Here is a 16888-nt window from a genome sequence, read left to right on the forward strand (position 1 = left end):
GCGGCGCCCGGCCCGCCGCCGTCGAGCCGGCCGCCGCCGTCCGGCCCGTCTGCGCGCACGACGTCGCCGCGAACCGGCGGCGCGGCGGCGACATCCGGGTGCTGCTCAGCCCGAAGACCGTCGGCTCCACCTCCGGGTTCTTCGGCGTGCTGACGCTCGAACCGGGCGAGTTCGTGTCCGAGCACTACCACCCGTACTCGGAGGAGTTCCTGTACGTCGTCCGCGGCGAGCTGCTGATGCGGGTCGCGGACGAGCCGGTGCCGCTGCGGGCCGGCGACGCGCTGATGGTCCCGATCGGGGTGCGGCACCGGCTGGAGAACGCCGGGACGGAGCGGGCGGAGGTGGTGTTCCACCTGAGCCCGCTCGCGCCGCGGCCCGACCTCGGCCACGTCGACACCGAGCCGCTGCCGGCCCCGGACGAGTCCGGCCCGCAGGTGGGTGGGGCGTGATGGCGGACCGTCGGGTCGTGGTGACCGGCGTCGGGGTGGTGGCGCCCGGCGCGGTCGGCGCGAAGGCGTTCTGGGCGATGCTGACGGCGGGCCGCACGGCGACCCGCACGATCTCGCTGTTCGACGCCACCGGATACCGGTCGCGGATCGCCGCCGAGGTCGACTTCGACCCGGCCGCCGCCGGGCTGCGCCCCCGGGAGATCCGGCGGATGGACCGGGCCGGGCAGTTCGCGGTGGTGGCGGCGGAGGAGGCGCTCGCCGACTCCGGGCTCGCCGCCGGCGACCTGGTGCCCGAGCGCACCGGCGTCAGCATCGGCAGCGCGGTCGGCTGCACGATGGGCCTGGAGCAGGAGTACGTCGTGCTGAGCGACGGCGGCCGCGAGTGGCTCGTCGACCCCGAGTACGCCGTCCCGCACCTGTACGGCCACATGGTGCCGAGCACGCTGGCGGTCGAGGTGGCGTGGCGGGTCGGGGCGGAGGGGCCGGTGTCGCTGACCTCGACCGGCTGCACGTCCGGGCTGGACTCGGTCGGGCACGCGCTGCGGCTGGTGCAGGAGGGCGCGGCCGACGTCATGGTCGCGGGCGCCACCGACGCGCCGATCTCCCCGATCACCGTCGCGTGCTTCGACGCCATCAAGGCGACCTCGCCGCGCAACGACGACCCCGAGCACGCGTCCCGCCCGTTCGACCTGGACCGCAAGGGGTTCGTGCTCGGGGAGGGCGCGGCGGTGCTCGTCCTGGAGGAGGCGGGGCGCGCGGAGGCCCGCGGCGCGCACGTGTACGCCGAGCTCGCCGGGTTCGCCGCCCGCAGCAACGCCTTCCACATGACGGGCCTGAAGCCGGACGGGCGCGAGATGGCCGAGGCGATCCGGGTGGCGATGGACGAGGCGCGGCTCGACCCGTCCGACATCGACTACGTCAACGCCCACGGGTCGGGCACCAAGCAGAACGACCGGCACGAGACGGCGGCGTTCAAGCGGAGCCTCGGCGCCCGGGCCCACGAGGTGCCGGTCAGCTCGATCAAGTCGATGGTCGGGCACTCGCTCGGCGCGATCGGGTCGATCGAGGCGGCGGCGTGCGTGCTGGCGCTGGAGCACCAGGTGGTGCCGCCGACCGCGAACCTGGAGACCCGCGACCCCGAGTGCGACCTGGACTACGTGCCGAAGGAGGCGCGCGACCACCGCACCGGCGCGGTGCTGACGGTCGGCTCGGGATTCGGCGGTTTCCAGACCGCGATGGTGCTGACCCGCCCCGGGAGGGCGGCGTGACCGGGAACGGCGTGAACGGGAACGGCGGGAAGACGAACGGTACGGGCGCGCGCGACGCGGTCGTGACCGGGATCGGCGTCGTCGCGCCCAACGGGCTCGGCACGGACGCCTACTGGGACGCCACCCGGGCGGGACGCAGCGGCCTCGGCGTCCTCGCCCGGTTCGACCCGTCCCGCTACCCGGTGCGGGTGGCGGGCGAGGTGCCCGGCTTCTCCGCCGCCGAGCGCGTGCCGGGCCGGCTGATCCCGCAGACCGACCACTGGACGCACCTCGGGCTCGCGGCCGCCGAGATGGCGCTGGCCGACGCCGCCGCCGACCCCGCCGGCCTGCCCGAGTACGAGATGGCGGTGGTGACGGCCAGCTCGTCCGGCGGCACCGAGTTCGGCCAGCGCGAGATCGAGCGGCTCTGGTCGCGGGGGCCGCGCGCGGTCGGGGCCTACCAGTCGATCGCCTGGTTCTACGCGGCGACGACCGGCCAGATCTCGATCCGGCACGGGATGCGCGGGCCCTGCGGCGTCGTCGCGACCGAGCAGGCGGGCGGGCTGGACGCGCTCGCGCAGGCCCGGCGGCTGCTGCGCACCGGGACCCGGCTCGTCGTGACCGGCGGCACGGACGCGTCGCTGTGCCCGTACGGGCTGACGGCGCAGACGGCCACCGGGAAGCTCAGCACCGCGGACGATCCGGCCGCCGCCTACCGGCCCTTCGCCGCCGACGCGGCGGGCTACGCGCCCGGCGAGGGCGGCGCGATGTTCGTGCTGGAGGACGCCGCGCACGCCGCCGAGCGCGGCGTCGTCGGCTACGGCCGGATCACCGGGTACGCGGCCACGTTCGACCCGCCGCCCGGCTCGGGCCGCCCGCCCACCCTGGAGCGGGCGATCCGCGCGGCGCTCGACGACGCGGGCGCGGCGCCCGCCGAGGTGGACGCGGTGTTCGCCGACGCGGTCGCCGACCCCGAGCTCGACCGGGCCGAGGCCGCCGCGCTCGTCGCGGTGTTCGGCCCGGAGGGCGTCCCCGTCACCGCGCCGAAGACCCTCACCGGGCGGCTGTACGCGGGCGGCGCGTCGCTGGACGTCGCGACCGCCCTGCTGGCGCTGCGGGACGGGCTGGTGCCCGCGACGGCCGGGGACTACCCGTGCCCGTACCCGCTGGACCTCGTGCGCGGCGCGCCCCGCGCGCTGCCGCTGCGCCGCGCGCTCGTCGTGGCGCGCGGCCACGGCGGCTTCAACGCCGCCCTCGTCGTGGAGACGACCGAAGGAGAGAGCAGATGACCGTGCAGGCCGACGGGCGCCCCGCCGTGGCGTTCCGCGTGATGCTCCGGATGCAGATCAAGCCGGGCGTGGAGGCCGAGTTCGAGGACGTGTGGCGGTCGGTCGGCGACGTGATCACCGGCCATCCCGCCAACCTCGGGCAGTGGCTCATGCGGTCGGCGGAGGAGCCGGGGATCTACTACATCGTGAGCGACTGGGTGGACGAACCGCGCTTCCGCGAGTTCGAGCACAGCGACCAGCACGTGGAGCACCGGCAGAAGCTCCACCCGTACCGCAGCGGCGGGTCGATGACGACGATGCACGTCGTGCACCGGCTGCGCGGCGCCGCCGACCGGGAGGGCGCCGCGTGACCGTCGTCGACGTCCGCCGGAACTCCGCCGCCGCCACCGACTGGGTGCGCTGCGGGGCCTGCGGCACGCTGCTGTACGTCCGCCGGTTCGTCCGGAACCTGCGGGTCTGCTCCGAGTGCGGGCACCACGCCCGGCTCGGCGCGGCCGAGCGGATCGCGATGCTGCTCGACCCCGGCTCCGTCCGGCCGCTGCCGGCCGAGGCCGTCCCGTACGACCCGCTCGGCTTCGTCGACGTCCGGCCCTACCCGGAGCGGGTCCGCGACGCGCGCGAGCGGACCGGCGCCGACGAGGCGGTCCGGGCGGTGCGCGGCACGATCGAGGGCGCGCCCGTCGTCGCGGCCGTCATGGACTTCCCGTTCCTCGGCGGCAGCCTCGGCTCGGCCGCCGGGGAGCTGGTCACCCGGGCGGCCGAGACGGCGCTGGCCGAGCGCACCCCCCTCCTGCTGGTCACCGCGTCCGGCGGCGCCCGGATGCAGGAGGGCGCGCTGTCGCTGATGCAGATGGCCAAGACCAGCGCCGCCCTGGCCGCGCTGGACGAGGCCGGGGTGCTGACGGTCGCGGTGCTGACCGACCCCACCTACGGCGGGGTCGCCGCGTCGTTCGCGACGCTCGCGGACGTCCTGCTCGCCGAGCCGGGCGCCCGGATGGGGTTCGCCGGGCCGCGGGTCATCGAGCAGACGATCCGGCAGGAGCTCCCGGCCGACTTCCAGACCGCGGAGTTCCTCGCCGCGCACGGCGTCGTCGACCGGATCACCCCGCGCGCCGAACTGCGCCCCACGCTGGGGCGGCTGCTCGCGCTCGGCCGCCCCGGGGCGGCCCCGCGCCGGGCGGGCGGCGCGCCGGTGACCGACCCGGCGGCGCTGCCCGAGCGGGACCCGGCCGAAGCCGTCCGGGCCGCCCGGGACCTGGACCGGCCCACCACGCTCGACTACGCGTTCTCGCTGCTGGACGGCTTCCTCGAGCTGCACGGCGACCGGCTCCGCGCCGACTGCCCGGCGATCGTCGGCGGCGTCGGCACCCTGGACGGCGTCCCGATCATGCTGATCGGGCACCAGAAGGGGCGCACGCCCGCCGAGCTGTCCGCCCGCAACTTCGGGATGGCCGGGCCCGAGGGCTACCGGAAGGCGGCCCGGCTGATGCGGTTCGCCGCGAAGCTGGGCCTGCCGGTCGTGACGCTCGTCGACACCCCCGGCGCCTACCCCGGCATCGCCGCCGAGGAGAACGCGCAGGCGCTCGCCATCGCGGAGAACCTGCGGCTGATGGCGGGCCTGCCGGTCCCGGTCGTCGCGGTGGTGACGGGCGAGGGCGGCAGCGGCGGCGCGCTCGCGCTGGGCGTCGCCGACCGGGTGTACGCCCTCGCCGGCGCGGTGTACTCAGTGATCAGCCCGGAGGGGTGCGCGGCGATCCTGTGGAACGACGCGGGACGGGGACCGGAGGCCGCCCGCGCGCTGCGGATCGGCGCCCCGGACCTGCTGCGGCTGGGGATCGTGGACGGCTGCGTGCCGGAGCCGCCCGGCGGAGCGCAGGCCGACCCGGCGGGCGCCGCCGAGCGGCTGCGCCGCGTGCTGCTGGACGCGCTGGCGGACCTGCACGGCGTCCCGTCCGGCGACCTGGTGCGCGGGCGCCGCGCCCGCTTCCGCGCCTTCGGCCGCGAGGCCGTCCGCGACGTTCCGGCGGAGTAGCCCGGCGACGCCCGCCGGCATGCCGACCCCGGACTGCCCCCGCTCCGCCTTCGGAGCGGGGGCGGTCCGGGCTTTTCGGCGGGACGGTCCGCGGCTCGCCGGCGGGGGCGGATGGCGTAAGCCCCCGCTCCGGGTGCCGGAGCGGGGGCGGCAGGGGGCGGCGGGCGGCGGCGCTCAGGTGACGACGGCGAGGCCGGCGGACGCGAAGCCGAGCACGGCGAACGCGGTGCGCACCAGGTGGAACCGCCGCCAGCGGGGCCGCGGGTCGAACCAGTCGGGGCCGACGCCGCGCGCCGGGTCCAGCGCCTTGACCGCGCGGTTCAGCGGCACGTTCAGCAGGTGCGACACGGCGGCGGTGCCGAGCATCAGCGCGGCGGCGATCCCCGACAGCACCCGGTCGGCGGCGCCGTCGGCGACCGCGACCAGCGCGAGATGCCCCGCGGTCGCGGTGAGCACGATGATCGGCATCGTCGGATCCCAGTTGCGGCCGAGCAGCTTGTGCGTCTCGATGTAGCGCTCCGGGGGGAGCGCGGCGAGCGCCGGGACGACGCTCACCGCCACCGCGAACAGCACCCCCGCCGCCACGCCCGTGCACAGCAGCGCCACCAGCGCCACGCCCTCGCCCAGCACGTCACCCACGACCGTCCTCCCCGCTCGTGATCTCGTCCACCAGGCCGGTGGAGTGCGAGCCGTCCCGGAACCGGGGATGGTCCAGGACGCCGCGCAGGAACGACCCGGTCGTGCGGACGCCGGGCCCCGACACGCGCAGCTCGTCCAGCGCCCGCCGCATCCGGGCGATCGCCGCGCCGCGGTCCGGCGCCCAGACGACGACCTTGGCCAGCAGCGGGTCGTACTCGGCGGCGACGGACGCGCCGGGGAACACGTGCGCGTCCACGCGCGTGAACGGGCCGCCCGGCAGGACGAGCTCGTCCAGCCGCCCCGGCGTCGGCCGGAAGCCGGCCGCGGGGTCCTCGGCGTTGATCCGGCACTCGATCGACACCCCGGACGGCGCCACGTCCTCCTGCTTCATCGACAGCGGCAGGCCGGCGGCGACGCGGAGCTGCTCGCGGACGACGTCCACGCCCGTCACCATCTCGGTCACCGGGTGCTCCACCTGGATCCGGCAGTTGATCTCCATGAAGTGGAACGCGCCGTCGGCGTCGAGCAGGAACTCGAACGTCGCCGCGCCCGCGTAGCCGATCTCCCGCGCGCCGCGCACGGCCGCGGCGCACAGCTCCTCGGCGGCGGCCGGGTCGAGCCGCGGCGCGGGCGTCTCCTCCACGAGCTTCTGGTAGCGGCGCTGCACCGAGCAGTCCCGGGCGCCGAGATGGACGACGCCGCCGTGCTCGTCCGCGAGGATCTGCACCTCGATGTGCCGCGCCGGGTCCACGTAGCGCTCCACGTACACCCGCGAGTCGCCGAACACCGAGTGCGCCTGGGCGCGGGCCTCGCTGTAGGCGCGCATGAACGCGCCCGGCCCCTCCACCACCCGCATGCCGCGCCCGCCGCCGCCCGCCGTCGCCTTGATGATGACGGGGTAGCCGATGCCGTCGGCGACGGCCTTGGCCTGCGCGGCGCCGTCCAGCGTGCCGGTGCTGCCGCCCAGGACCGGCAGCCCGGCCTCCGCCATGATCGCGCGGGCGGCGGACTTGTCGCCGAGCCGCGCCATCAGCGCGGGCGGCGGCCCGACGAAGGCGAAGCCGTTCGCGTCGCAGATCTCGGCGAAGTCCGGGTCCTCCGACAGGAAGCCGTAGCCGGGGTGGATCGCCTCCGCGCCCGTCGCCGCCGCGGCCTCCACGATCGCGGGCACGTTCAGGTAGCTGGCCCGCGCCGGGGACGGCCCGATGTGCACCGCCTCGTCGGCGAACCGGACCACGGCCGAGTCGCGGTCGGCCGTGGAGTACACCGCGATCGTCCGGATGCCCATCTCCCTGCAGGTCCGCGCGACCCGCAGCGCGATCTCGCCCCGGTTGGCGATGAGCACGCTGCGGAACGGGACGTCCGGCCCGCTCATCGCACCCACTCCCGGTGCCACCCGGCGTCGCCGGCGACGAGCCGTTCGGGATGGCCGGCGGGCGGCTCGTCCAGCAGGGGCGCCGCGGCGGCGCGGTCCGGCGGCAGCCAGCCGTGCGCGACGGTGACGCACGCGAGGCCCTCGAACCAGCGCCGGACGCCCAGCCCGAGGACCGTGCCGAGTTCCTTCACCCCGCACCCCTTCACCGCACGCCTCCGATCTGCAGCCTGCTGTGGTCGCCCACCACGACGCGGTTCGCCGTGTGCGCGCCGCGCGGGCGCCCCATCGTGGTCTCCCGGCCGAGCAGCGAGCCGTGCAGCCCGCGGACGCCGTCCACGGTCGAGCCGTCCAGCAGGATCGAGAAGTCCAGCGACGAGTCGGTGACCCGGCAGTCGGCGCCGACGGAGGTGAACGGGCCGACGTAGGTCCCCGACAGGCGGCTGCCCCGGCCGATGACCACCGGGCCGACGATCCGGCAGCCGCTCACCTCGGCGTCCTCCGCGACGACGACCCGGCCGATGATCTCGCTCGTCGAGTCGACCTTGCCGCGCACGTCCGGGGCGATGCCCTCCAGGACGGCGCGGTTGCACTCCAGCAGGTCCTCGACGCGTCCGGTGTCCTTCCAGTAGCCGTCGAACCGGTGCGACGCGATCGGCCGCCCCCGCGACAGGAGCCACTGGATCGCGTCGGTGATCTCCAGCTCGCCGCGGTCGCTCGGCTCGATCGCGCGCACCGCCTCGTGGATCTCCGGCGAGAACACGTACACGCCGATGAGCGCGAGGTCGCTGCGCGGCTCGGCGGGCTTCTCCGCCAGCGCGATGACGCGCCCCGACCGGTCCACCTCCGCGACGCCGTAGTGCTCCGGGTCGGGCACCGGCGCCAGCAGGATCTGCGCGGCGGGCCGGGCGCGGCCGAACGCCCCGACGATGCCGGCGACGCCGTCCAGGATGACGTTGTCGCCGAGGTACATGACGAAGTCGTCGTCCCCGAGGAAGTCCGAGGCGATCAGCACGCAGTGCGCGAGGCCCAGCGGCGCGTCCTGCGGGATGAAGGTGAGGTCGAGGCCGAGCCCGTCCTCCGCGTCCAGCGCGGCCCGGATCTCGGCGCCGCGGTCGCCGACGATGACGCCGACCTCCTCGACCCCCGCGTCCCGCAGGGCCTCCAGCCCGTGGAACAGCACGGGCCGCCCGCCCACGGGGACGAGCTGCTTGGGCATGCTGTGGGTGAGGGGACGCAACCGCGACCCCGTGCCCCCGGCGAGTACCAGAGCCTTCACGTTGTTCCCATCCCTTGCTCAGTCGGTGATCAGCGGGCCGGTCGTGCGCGGCCCGGCCGCCGGACCGGCCGTCCGGTCGGCGGGCGCCGGCGCGGTCGGCGCCGGCGCGGCGTAGGCGAGGCGGCGGGCGGCCGACCCGGCGCAGACCGCGAGCAGGACGGCCACGGCCAGCGCGAGCGCGCCCAGCGCCGCGAAGTACAGGGCGGGGGACACGGACTCGGAGACGCGCGCGGTGGAGCTGCCGAGGCCCATCCCCATCGCGCAGAACAGCCACCACAGCCCGAGCATCTGCACGCGGAACGCCGGCGGGGCGGCGTCGGCGGCGGCGCTCAGCCCGACCGGGCCGAGCACCAGCTCGCCGCAGGCGTGCAGGAACAGCACGGCCAGCAGCCACAGCGGGGACGCCTTCCCCGTTCCGGCGGCGAGCGCCGCGCCCGCCATGACGACGAAGCTGGCGCCCGACAGCGCCATCCCCGCCACGAACTTGCCGCGCACCCCGAACCGGGGCCCCAGCCGCAGGAACACCACCGCGGTGACCGGCGCCACGAGCAGCACGAACAGCGGCGTCGCCGACTGGAACCAGCTCGCCGGGACCGTCCAGCCGAGGACGTCCCGGTCGGTGGACCGCTCGGCGAACAGGTTCAGCACCGACCCGGACTGGCCCACCAGCATCCAGAACACGGCCGCGGCGAGGAACAGCCACCCGAACGCGCGGACGCGGGCGCGGTCCGCGGCGGTCAGCCCGGGACGGCGCAGCATCCCGGTGTACGCCGCCGGCGCCGCCAGGATGATCACCAGCCCGATCGGGACGATCAGATGGTCGGGGACGAACGTCCCCGCGGCGACGTCGACGGCGAGCAGCGCCGCCGCCGCACCGGCGACCGTCCCCGCCACCAGCCCGGCCCGCCGCAGCTCGGCGGGCGCCGCGCGGCGGGCGGGCCGGTCGCCGACGTCACCGAAGTGGCGGCGCCCGGCCGCGTACTGCGCGACGCCGAACGCCATCCCGACGCCGGCCGCGGCGAACCCCAGGTGCCAGTTCACCGTCTCGCCGAGGAACCCGACGAGCAGCGGCGCGGCGAGCGCGCTGACCTGGATGCTCATGTAGAAGACCGAGAACGCGGCCTCCCGCTCGACGGACCGGCCCGCGTCGAAGAAGCGGCCGAGCAGCGCGCTCATGTTCGGCTTGAGCAGCCCGGTACCCGCCGCGATCAGCAGCAGCCCCGCGTACGCGGCGGGACGCGCGGGCAGCGCCATCGCGAAGTGCCCGCACATGATCCCGAGGCCGCCCCACAGCACGGCGCGGCGCTCCCCGAGCACCCGGTCGCCCAGCCAGCCGCCGGGCATCGCCAGCACGAACACGCCGCCGATGTAGACGCCGAACAGCGCCGCGGCCGTCGGCCCGTCCAGCCCCAGCCCGCCCTCGGCGGCCGGCGCCGCCGCCCACAGCACGAGGATCGCCTGCATGCCGTAGAAGCTGAACCGCTCCCACATGTCGGTGAGGAACAGCGTGCGGTACCAGGGGCCGTGCCCGGTGAAGGCGGCCCGGACGCTCATCGCGCCGCCCCCGGGACGGGCGCCGCGAGCGCCCCGCGGAGCGCGCCGGCGAGCGCGCCCGGGTCGTCCGGCCCGGTCGCCGCCCGCCACGCGACGACGCCGTCCGGGCGGACGAGCACCGCGCCGTCGCGCGCGACGCCGTGCGCCGCGCACCAGGCGTCGTCGCCGCCGTAGGCGTCGACGCCGATGCCCGCGTCCGCCGCCGCGGCCGCGGCGGCGCGCCCCCACCCGTCCCCGGCGGGGCCGTGGCCGAGCACGAAGCGGGTGCCGTACCGGTGGATCGTGGACGTCCCGCCGGGCAGGACGACGTGCGGCGCGCGCCGCCCCGGCGTCCCGTCCGGCTCGGGGCCGAACACGACGTTCTCGTCCGGCTCCAGGTCCGGGTCCGGGGGCGGGGCGTCGCCGCCGCCGACGAACCGGGGCCGGTCCCGCGACCGCAGCACGGCCTGCCGCATCGCGTGGTCGGCGGCGGGGCGGCGCTCGGCGTCGTAGCCGTCCAGCAGCGCGGGGCCGGCGTCGCCGCGGGCGACGGCCGCGAGCCGCCAGGCGAGGGCGTGCGCGTCCTGCACCCCCACGTTCGCGCCGAACGCGCCGGACGGCGGCATCACGTGCGCGGCGTCGCCGACGAGGAACGCGCGCCCGGCGGCGAACGCGTCCGCGACGCGGCCCGCCGACACCCACGGCAGGACCCCGTCGACGCGCACGGGCAGGTCCGGCACGCCGGCCGCCGCGCGGACGAGGGCGGCGCACTCGTCCGGTCCGGGGAGGGAGGCGTCGTCGGCGTCGCGCAGGACGTGCAGCATCCACCGGTCGGTGTTGTTGACCGGCAGCAGCGCCGACCGGGTGCCGGTGCCCGTCGTGTAGCACATGATGAACCGGCGGCCGTCCAGCGGCCCGGTCAGGTCGGCGGTGAAGGCGATGTTCACGAACCGGGCGAGGGCCCCGGGGCCGTGCGTCCCGATGCCGAGGCGCTCCCGGATCCCGCCGCCCGCGCCGTCCGCGACGACGAGGCGGTCGGCGGCCACCGCGGCGGTCCGCCCGGACGCCGTGTCGCGGACCGTCGCGACCACCCCGCCGTCCGTCTCGGTGTGGCCGACGTACTCCGTCCCGAAGCGGTGGGCGGCGCCGAGCTCGACGGCCCGGTCGCGCAGCAGCGGCTCCAGCTCGTCCTGGTGGACCATGCACCAGGACTCGGGGGACAGGCCGGCCGGGTCCCGGACGCCGCGGAAGTACGGCTCGGCCAGCTCGCCGAGCCGCCGCCCGGCCAGCGTCTCGACCGCGACGATCCCGTGGTTGCCGGCCAGCGCGCGGGCCGACTCCGCGTCCCGGACGCGGTCGGCGATCCCGAGCAGCCGCAGCAGCTCCATCGTGCGGGGGTTCACCCCGCGCGCCCGGGGGTGCGGAGACGGCCCGGAGCGCCGCTCCACCAGCAGGGCGGGCACGCCGAGCCGGGCCAGGAAGGCCGACATGGCCAGCCCGACGAGACCGCCGCCGACGATCAGTACCGAGGTGCGTTCCTGCGCGTCCATGCCGAGGATGCTGGGCGGCGGGCCTCGACGCCCGGTCGAGGAACGATCGGCTCCGCCGTTCTCGACCGATCCTCGACCGCCCCGTGCGAGGATCGTCGTCCACCGACCGTGAGCCGAGGAGAGCACATGCGCGAGGCGGTACGCCTGTTCCCGTGGAAGATGTCCGCCCTGTGCGCGGCGGCCGTCACCGTGGGATGGCTGGTGCTGTCGCTGTCCGGCGGGGACTTCCGGGGGATCCTCGTGGCGAGCCCGCTCTGCATCGGGATCATGGTGTTCTTCCTGCTCGGCGGGCTGGTGATGGTGCTCCGCGAGGACGGCGGGAACACCGCCGCCCAGGACACGGTCCGCCGGCTCGCGCCCGTCCTCGCCATCGTCCCGGCGCTGCTGATCGCCGTGCTGGTGTTCGCCGCGCGCCGCGCGTGCGCGCTCGCCTGGGGGATGGACGAGACCGCCGCGGGCTCCGCCGTGGACGGCGCGGCGCGCGGCGCGATCGGCTACGTCGTCCTCGTCGGGTCGGCGCTCGCCGCCCGGTACGACGCCCGCAAGAAGGCCCGCGGCTGACGTCCCCGCCCGCCGCCGGGCCCGGTCAGCCGGGCAGCTCGACGATGGCGGCGGCGTCCTGGTCGGCGCGGCCCGTCTCCGCCGCCGACCGGTACCGGTCGGCGGCGCGGGCCGTCACCGGCATCGGCGTCCCGCCGCCCGCGCCGACGTCCAGCGCCAGCCGCAGGTCCTTGGCCATCAGCGCGGTGCGGAACGCGGCGGGCGCGTACTCGCGGGACCGCATGAACCCGGCGCGGAAGTCGAGGGTCGGGGCGCTGAAGCCGCTGCCGGTGAGCGCGTCGAGGAGCTCCGCGCGGGGCAGGCCCGCGCCCTCGGCCATCGTCACCGCCTCGGCCAGCGCGGCGACCTGCACGCCGAGCAGCACGTTGAACGCCAGCTTCAGCACGCACGCGCTCCCGGTCGCGCCCAGGTGCCGGACCTCCCGGCCGAACGCGGCGAGGACGTCCCCGGCGGCCTCGGCGTCGGCCGGGTCGCCCGCCGTGAACACCCGCAGCTTCCCGGCCCGGGCCATCAGCGGGTTCCCGACGACGCACGCCTCCACCCGGCGCACCCCGAGGGCGGCGAGGCGGTCCGCGGCGTCCCGCGAGTAGGCGGGCGACACGGTCGAGGTGTCCACGAGCAGCGCGCCGGGCCGCAGCCGCCCCGCGAGCGCCCCGAACACGACCTCCTCGACCGCGGCCTCGTCGGCGAGGCTGACCACGACGACGGCCGCGCCGTCCACCGCGTCCCCGGCCGTCGCGGCCGCGGCGGCGCCCGCCGCCGTCAGCGGCTCCGCGCGGCTCGCCGTCCGGTTGTGGACCGTGAGCGGGAAGCCCGCCTCGAGCAGCGCGTGCGCCATCCCCGAGCCCATGCCGCCCAGCCCGACGAACGCCACCGCCCGCCGCTCCGCGCCCGTCCCCGCGCCCGTCTCGGTCGCCGCCCCCGTGCCGGTCTCCGTGTTCGCGTGCATCCCGCCGCCTCCTCGGTGTCGGTCTCCGGCGCCGATGCTGGGCGGCGGGGCTTGAAGGCGGGTCGAGGACCGCTCGCCCCAGCCGCCCTCGACCGGGTCTCGATCCGCCGTTCCTAGCGTCCCGGGCATGACCGACGCAGCGACCGCCGTGCTCATCGTGGGCGCGGGCCCCGCGGGCCTGACCGCCGCCCTGGAACTGACCCGGCGCGGGGTGCCGTGCCGCGTGGTGGACCGGACGCCCCGGCCGGCCGCCGCGACCGGCTGCTACATGCTGTGGCCCCGCACCCTGGGCGTCCTGCACCGGGCGGGCGCGCCGGTCGGCGAGCTGGCCCGGTCCGCCGTGACCCTGCGCCGCAAGGTGTTCCACCTCGGCGGGGAGTCCTTCGCGCACTCCATGGCCGACGAGGACGGCCGCTGGCCGCTGCCGCTGACCCTGCCGCAGCCGGTCACCGAGGACGTCCTGACCCGGGCGCTCGCCGCGCGCGGCGTCCCGGTGGAGCGCCCGGTGCTCGCCGCGTCCGTCCGCCAGGACGCGGACGGCGCCGACGTCGAGCTGCGGCGCCCCGGCGGCGTCGAGCGGGTCCGCGTCCGGTGGGTCGTGCTCGCGCAGGGCGCGGCGGACGACGGGCTGCGCACCGCCCTCGGCTTCGGCTGGTCGGGCGAGGCGGTCCCCGGCGTCCGCATGTTCCACCTGGACGTCGACCTCGGCGGCGTCCTCCCGCTGCCGCCCGAGGAGGAGCACATCTTCCTCGCCGACCACCGCAACATCGGGTTCGTCCCGCTGCCGGACGGCCGCCACCGCCTCTTCACCATGGAGCCCGACCCCGACCCCGCCGACTGGTCGGCGCCGGACTGGTCCGCGCTGGCCGGCACGGTCCGCGCGGTCACCGGGATGACCGGCGATCCCCGGTACACGGGGCCGGTCTGGCGGTCCCGTCCCGCGCGCGGCCTCGCCGGGCGGTTCCGCTCGGGCCGCTGCTTCGTCGTCGGCGAGACCGCCAAGACCGTCCCCATGCCCGTGCACGGGTTCAACGGCGGCGTGCAGGACGCCCACGACCTCGCCTGGAAGCTCGCCGACGTCGAACGCGGCGTCACCGGCGAGGCGGTGCTCGACTCCTACGACCACGAGCGCCGCGCCGTCGCCCGCGCCACCATCGAGCACGCGTCCCGCATCCTCGCCTACGGCACCCACCCGGACGCCGAGGCGCTGCACGGCCCCCGCGTCCGCACCGCCACCCACGACGTCCGCACCCAGCCGCCCGTCCGCTACCCGGCGGGGGAGCTGTGCCGCGACGCCGCCGACCTGCCCGGCCCCGCCGCCGGGGAGCGGCTCCCGGACCCGCCCGTGCGCGGCCCGGACGGCGCCGGGGCGCCGCTGTCGGAGACGCTCGGCGCCGACTGGGCGCTCGTCGCGCTCACCGGGCTCGCCGGCCTGGACGGCCCCGGCACCGACACCGTCCGGGTGCGCGCCCTCGCCGACGCCTACCCGGAGCTGCGGACCTGGCTGCTGACCCCCGGCGAGCCCCGCCCCGGCGAGACCGCCGACCCGGACGGCGCCCTGCACCGCGCCGTCGACGCGGACGGACCCCGGCTGTACGTCGTCCGCCCGGACGGCCACATCGGGTTCCGCGGCCCGCTGCACGACCTGACCGCGCTGCGCGGCTACCTCGGCCGCGTCTTCGCCTGACCGCCCCGCCCCCCGCGCCCGAGAGCTAGGAGCCGCCCCGTGTCCCGAACCCGATCCCGCACCGGCCGCGCCGGTGCGGCCGCCACCGTCGCCGCCGCGCTGGCCGGGGCGCTCGTCGCCGCGCCGCCCGCGGCGGCCGCCGGCCCCGGGTGGTCGCCCGAGCGGCGCCTCGACGGGCCGAGCCCGTTCGCCGACTGCACCGCCGACGCGTCCCCCGGCGACACCTTCACCCTGCACGCCGAATCGGAGTCGCACCTCGCCGTCGACCCGCGCCGCCCGTGGCGGCGGGCCGTCGCCTACCGGCAGGACCTGTGGGCGAGCGGCAGCTCGCGCGGCATCGTCGTCGCGTCCACCGCCGACGGCGGCCGCACCTGGCGCCGCACCGTGCTGCCCGGCGTCGGCGCCTGCGCGGGCGGCGCCAACGGCCGCGCCACCAACCCGTGGGTGGCGTTCGGGCCGAGCGGCGTCCTGTACGCGACGGTCAGCGCCACCGGGCAGGACGCGACGGGCGTCGTCGTCAGCCGGTCGTGGAACGGCGGCCGCACCTGGAGCGACCCCGTCACCCTCACGAACGACCCGCGCCCCCGCTACTTCAACGACAAGTCGACCGTCACCGTCGACCCCCGCGACCCGCGCCGCGTGTACGCCGTGTGGAACCGCCGGGACGTCGACGGCGGCACCCACGACCTGCTGCTGGCCGTCAGCGACGACGGCGGGCGCACGTTCGCCGAGCCGCGCTCGATCCACCGTCCGCAGACGCCCGGCGCGGGCACCTTCGGCGGGCAGGTCGTGGTGCTGCCCGACGGCCGCCTCGTCACGGTGTTCCTGGAGAACGAGCACCCGGTGGGCGGCGGCCCGCACCCCGGCGACCTGCCCGAACGGGTCCGGGTGCTGCGCTCGGCCGACCGCGGCGCGACGTGGAGCGCCCCCGTCACCGTCGCCGACGTCGAGATGAACACGCCGATCCTGCCCGACCACCCGCCGTACGTCCCGATGATGGCGCCCGGCTCCGTCCCCGACATCGCCGTGGACGGCCGCACCGGCGAGGTCTACGTCGTGTGGGGCGAGGCTGGGTTGTCGCGGAGCCTCAGCGCGGTCGGCCTGTCCGCGTCCGAGGACGGCGGCGCCACCTGGACGCCGCGCCGCAAGGCGAACCTCACGCCGGACTCGGACGAGTACGGCTCCGGGCAGGCGTTCCTGCCGCAGGTCGACGTCGCGGCGGACGGCACCGTCGGGGTCAGCTACTACGACTTCCGCGGCAACACTCCCGAGGCGGGCGCGCCCGCCGCGGTGTGGCTCGCGACCTGCCGCGCCGGCGACTGCGCCGCCGCCGGGAAGTGGACCGAACGGCGGCTCGCCGCACCGGCCGACCTGGCCGCGGCGCCGTACTGGTTCGGCGGCCCCTACATCGGCACCTACACCGGGCTCGCGCACGCCGGACGCGGGTTCGTCGCCGCGCTCGTCACCGGCGGCGCCCCCGGCGACCCCACCCGCGTCGTCGTGACCCGGCCGCACCGGGCCCGATGACACCAGCACCGCACCTCGTCCGCGAGGAGCCGAATCCGCGAGGAGCCGACATGCGCCTGTACCTGTTCCGCACCGGGACGCTCGTGGCCACCGGGGCCCCGATCGCCTGCTACCTGATCCAGACCGACGACGGCGTGAACGTCCTCGTCGACACCGGCTACCCCCGGGCGCGCGCCGGCCGGTACGCGCCCGGGTCCCCGGAGCCCATCCGCGTCGAGGCCGGCGAGGACGTCGTGTCCCGGCTGGCCGAGGTCGGGCTCGCGCCGCAGGACGTCCACATGGTCGTCTGCTCGCACCTGGACCCCGACCACGCCGGCAACCACGACGCGTTCCCGGACGCCGAGTTCGTCATCCAGCGCGAGCACCACGAGCTGGCGCTGTCGGGGACGGTGCCCAGGCTGGAGATGACGCGCTCCGCCTGGGACCGCCCGGAGCTGAAGTACCGCCGCGTCCAGGGCGACACCGAGCTGCTGGCCGGGATCGACCTGCTGGAGACGTCCGGGCACATCGCCGGGCACCAGTCGCTGCTGGTGCGGCTGCCCGACACCGGGCCCGTGCTGCTCGCGGTGGACGCGATCCCCGAGCGGGCCGCCCGCAACGCCGAGACCCGGCCGATGTACCCGTTCGACGTGGACGAGCCCGCGACCCGCGCCGCCACCGCGCGGCTGATGGACCTGGCCGAGGCGACGGGCGCGCTCGTGGTGCACGGGCACTGCGCCGAGCAGTGGCCCGAGCTGACGACCGGGCCCGCCTACTACTCCTAGAGGGGACGAC

Annotated in this window: 16 protein-coding genes; 9 read left to right on the forward strand and 7 right to left on the reverse strand. The window is 77.0% G+C overall.

Features of this window, described 5'->3' with window-relative positions; all coding sequences use genetic code 11:
* From DMH08_RS23865 to accD, 5 genes are all read left to right on the forward strand, one after another.
* Nucleotides 1-449: cupin domain-containing protein (locus DMH08_RS23865; protein ID WP_233617766.1), on the forward strand; the 449-nt coding region annotated here is incomplete at its 5' end.
* The gene (locus DMH08_RS23870) at nucleotides 449-1717 is read left to right on the forward strand and encodes a beta-ketoacyl-[acyl-carrier-protein] synthase family protein (RefSeq protein WP_034517042.1); all 1269 of its coding nucleotides are present in this window, start codon (nucleotides 449-451) and stop codon (nucleotides 1715-1717) included. The genes DMH08_RS23865 and DMH08_RS23870, both read left to right, overlap by 1 nt.
* Nucleotides 1714-2985: a ketosynthase chain-length factor gene (locus DMH08_RS23875; RefSeq protein WP_442778647.1), complete on the forward strand. Its 1272-nt coding sequence runs from the start codon at nucleotides 1714-1716 to the stop codon at nucleotides 2983-2985. The genes DMH08_RS23870 and DMH08_RS23875 overlap by 4 nt, the downstream gene beginning before the upstream one ends.
* A complete protein-coding gene (locus DMH08_RS23880; protein ID WP_051300409.1) occupies nucleotides 2982-3335 on the forward strand; it encodes an antibiotic biosynthesis monooxygenase family protein in 354 nt (117 codons plus the stop codon). Before DMH08_RS23875 ends, DMH08_RS23880 begins: the two co-directional genes overlap by 4 nt.
* The gene (gene accD / locus DMH08_RS23885) at nucleotides 3332-5017 is read left to right on the forward strand and encodes an acetyl-CoA carboxylase, carboxyltransferase subunit beta (RefSeq protein ID WP_125617850.1); all 1686 of its coding nucleotides are present in this window, start codon (nucleotides 3332-3334) and stop codon (nucleotides 5015-5017) included. Before DMH08_RS23880 ends, accD begins: the two co-directional genes overlap by 4 nt.
* 174 nt (nucleotides 5018-5191) lie before the next feature.
* On the opposite strand, the gene DMH08_RS23890 is transcribed toward accD, so the two are convergent.
* Genes DMH08_RS23890 through DMH08_RS23915 form a run of 6 tightly spaced genes read right to left on the reverse strand, consistent with a single transcriptional unit; the run spans nucleotide 5192 to nucleotide 11390 of the window.
* Complete coding sequence (locus DMH08_RS23890) at nucleotides 5192-5656, reverse strand: DUF1772 domain-containing protein (protein ID WP_233617767.1); 465 nt, start codon at nucleotides 5654-5656, stop codon at nucleotides 5192-5194.
* Nucleotides 5649-7031, reverse strand: a complete 1383-nt coding sequence (locus tag DMH08_RS23895) for an acetyl-CoA carboxylase biotin carboxylase subunit (protein WP_125617851.1) — start codon at nucleotides 7029-7031, stop codon at nucleotides 5649-5651. The genes DMH08_RS23890 and DMH08_RS23895 overlap by 8 nt, the downstream gene beginning before the upstream one ends.
* Complete coding sequence (locus tag DMH08_RS23900; RefSeq protein WP_125617853.1) at nucleotides 7028-7222, reverse strand: DUF6059 family protein; 195 nt, start codon at nucleotides 7220-7222, stop codon at nucleotides 7028-7030. Before DMH08_RS23900 ends, DMH08_RS23895 begins: the two co-directional genes overlap by 4 nt.
* A gap of 11 nt (nucleotides 7223-7233) precedes the next feature.
* Nucleotides 7234-8307, reverse strand: coding sequence for a glucose-1-phosphate thymidylyltransferase (locus DMH08_RS23905; RefSeq protein ID WP_026401557.1), 1074 nt, complete (start codon nucleotides 8305-8307; stop codon nucleotides 7234-7236).
* 18 nt (nucleotides 8308-8325) lie between these two features.
* Nucleotides 8326-9861: a peptide MFS transporter gene (locus DMH08_RS23910; RefSeq protein WP_064743549.1), complete on the reverse strand. Its 1536-nt coding sequence runs from the start codon at nucleotides 9859-9861 to the stop codon at nucleotides 8326-8328.
* Nucleotides 9858-11390 (reverse strand): FAD-dependent monooxygenase, encoded by a 1533-nt coding sequence (locus DMH08_RS23915; RefSeq protein WP_125617855.1) that lies wholly within the window; start codon nucleotides 11388-11390, stop codon nucleotides 9858-9860. Before DMH08_RS23915 ends, DMH08_RS23910 begins: the two co-directional genes overlap by 4 nt.
* A 126-nt stretch (nucleotides 11391-11516) precedes the next feature.
* Between DMH08_RS23915 and DMH08_RS23920 the strand changes: the two genes are divergently transcribed.
* Nucleotides 11517-11951 (forward strand): hypothetical protein, encoded by a 435-nt coding sequence (locus tag DMH08_RS23920; protein ID WP_026401559.1) that lies wholly within the window; start codon nucleotides 11517-11519, stop codon nucleotides 11949-11951.
* Nucleotides 11952-11976: 25 nt separating this feature from the next.
* Here the strand turns inward: DMH08_RS23920 and DMH08_RS23925 are convergent, their stop codons facing one another.
* Nucleotides 11977-12900 carry an NAD(P)-dependent oxidoreductase gene (locus tag DMH08_RS23925; protein WP_125617857.1) on the reverse strand — a complete coding sequence of 308 codons (924 nt, stop codon included), beginning with the start codon at nucleotides 12898-12900 and terminating at the stop codon, nucleotides 11977-11979.
* A gap of 127 nt (nucleotides 12901-13027) precedes the next feature.
* Between DMH08_RS23925 and DMH08_RS23930 the strand changes: the two genes are divergently transcribed.
* From DMH08_RS23930 to DMH08_RS23940, 3 genes are read left to right on the forward strand one after another with little or no spacing between them, the layout of a single operon-like run.
* On the forward strand, nucleotides 13028-14587 hold the full coding sequence (locus DMH08_RS23930; RefSeq protein WP_125617859.1) for an FAD-dependent monooxygenase: 1560 nt from the start codon (nucleotides 13028-13030) through the stop codon (nucleotides 14585-14587).
* A 39-nt stretch (nucleotides 14588-14626) separates the two neighbouring features.
* The gene (locus DMH08_RS23935; RefSeq protein WP_125617861.1) at nucleotides 14627-16114 is read left to right on the forward strand and encodes a sialidase family protein; all 1488 of its coding nucleotides are present in this window, start codon (nucleotides 14627-14629) and stop codon (nucleotides 16112-16114) included.
* A 50-nt stretch (nucleotides 16115-16164) separates the two neighbouring features.
* Nucleotides 16165-16878 (forward strand): N-acyl homoserine lactonase family protein, encoded by a 714-nt coding sequence (locus DMH08_RS23940; protein WP_026401563.1) that lies wholly within the window; start codon nucleotides 16165-16167, stop codon nucleotides 16876-16878.
* Nucleotides 16879-16888: the final 10 nt, after the last annotated feature.

The organism is Actinomadura sp. WAC 06369, assembly GCF_003947565.1.
Lineage (GTDB): Bacteria > Actinomycetota > Actinomycetes > Streptosporangiales > Streptosporangiaceae > Spirillospora > Spirillospora rifamycini.

What these genes read in the sequence shown, in the direction of transcription:
- DMH08_RS23870 (WP_034517042.1), top strand. Translation starts at nt 449, where the DNA reads ATGGCGGACCGTCGGGTCGTGGTGACCGGCGTCGGGGTGGTGGCGCCC.
- DMH08_RS23880 (WP_051300409.1), top strand. Translation starts at nt 2,982, where the DNA reads ATGACCGTGCAGGCCGACGGGCGCCCCGCCGTGGCGTTCCGCGTGATG.
- DMH08_RS23895 (WP_125617851.1), bottom strand. Translation starts at nt 7,031, where the DNA reads ATGAGCGGGCCGGACGTCCCGTTCCGCAGCGTGCTCATCGCCAACCGG.
- DMH08_RS23910 (WP_064743549.1), bottom strand. Translation starts at nt 9,861, where the DNA reads ATGAGCGTCCGGGCCGCCTTCACCGGGCACGGCCCCTGGTACCGCACG.
- DMH08_RS23915 (WP_125617855.1), bottom strand. Translation starts at nt 11,390, where the DNA reads ATGGACGCGCAGGAACGCACCTCGGTACTGATCGTCGGCGGCGGTCTC.
- DMH08_RS23920 (WP_026401559.1), top strand. Translation starts at nt 11,517, where the DNA reads ATGCGCGAGGCGGTACGCCTGTTCCCGTGGAAGATGTCCGCCCTGTGC.
- DMH08_RS23925 (WP_125617857.1), bottom strand. Translation starts at nt 12,900, where the DNA reads ATGCACGCGAACACGGAGACCGGCACGGGGGCGGCGACCGAGACGGGC.
- DMH08_RS23930 (WP_125617859.1), top strand. Translation starts at nt 13,028, where the DNA reads ATGACCGACGCAGCGACCGCCGTGCTCATCGTGGGCGCGGGCCCCGCG.
- DMH08_RS23940 (WP_026401563.1), top strand. Translation starts at nt 16,165, where the DNA reads ATGCGCCTGTACCTGTTCCGCACCGGGACGCTCGTGGCCACCGGGGCC.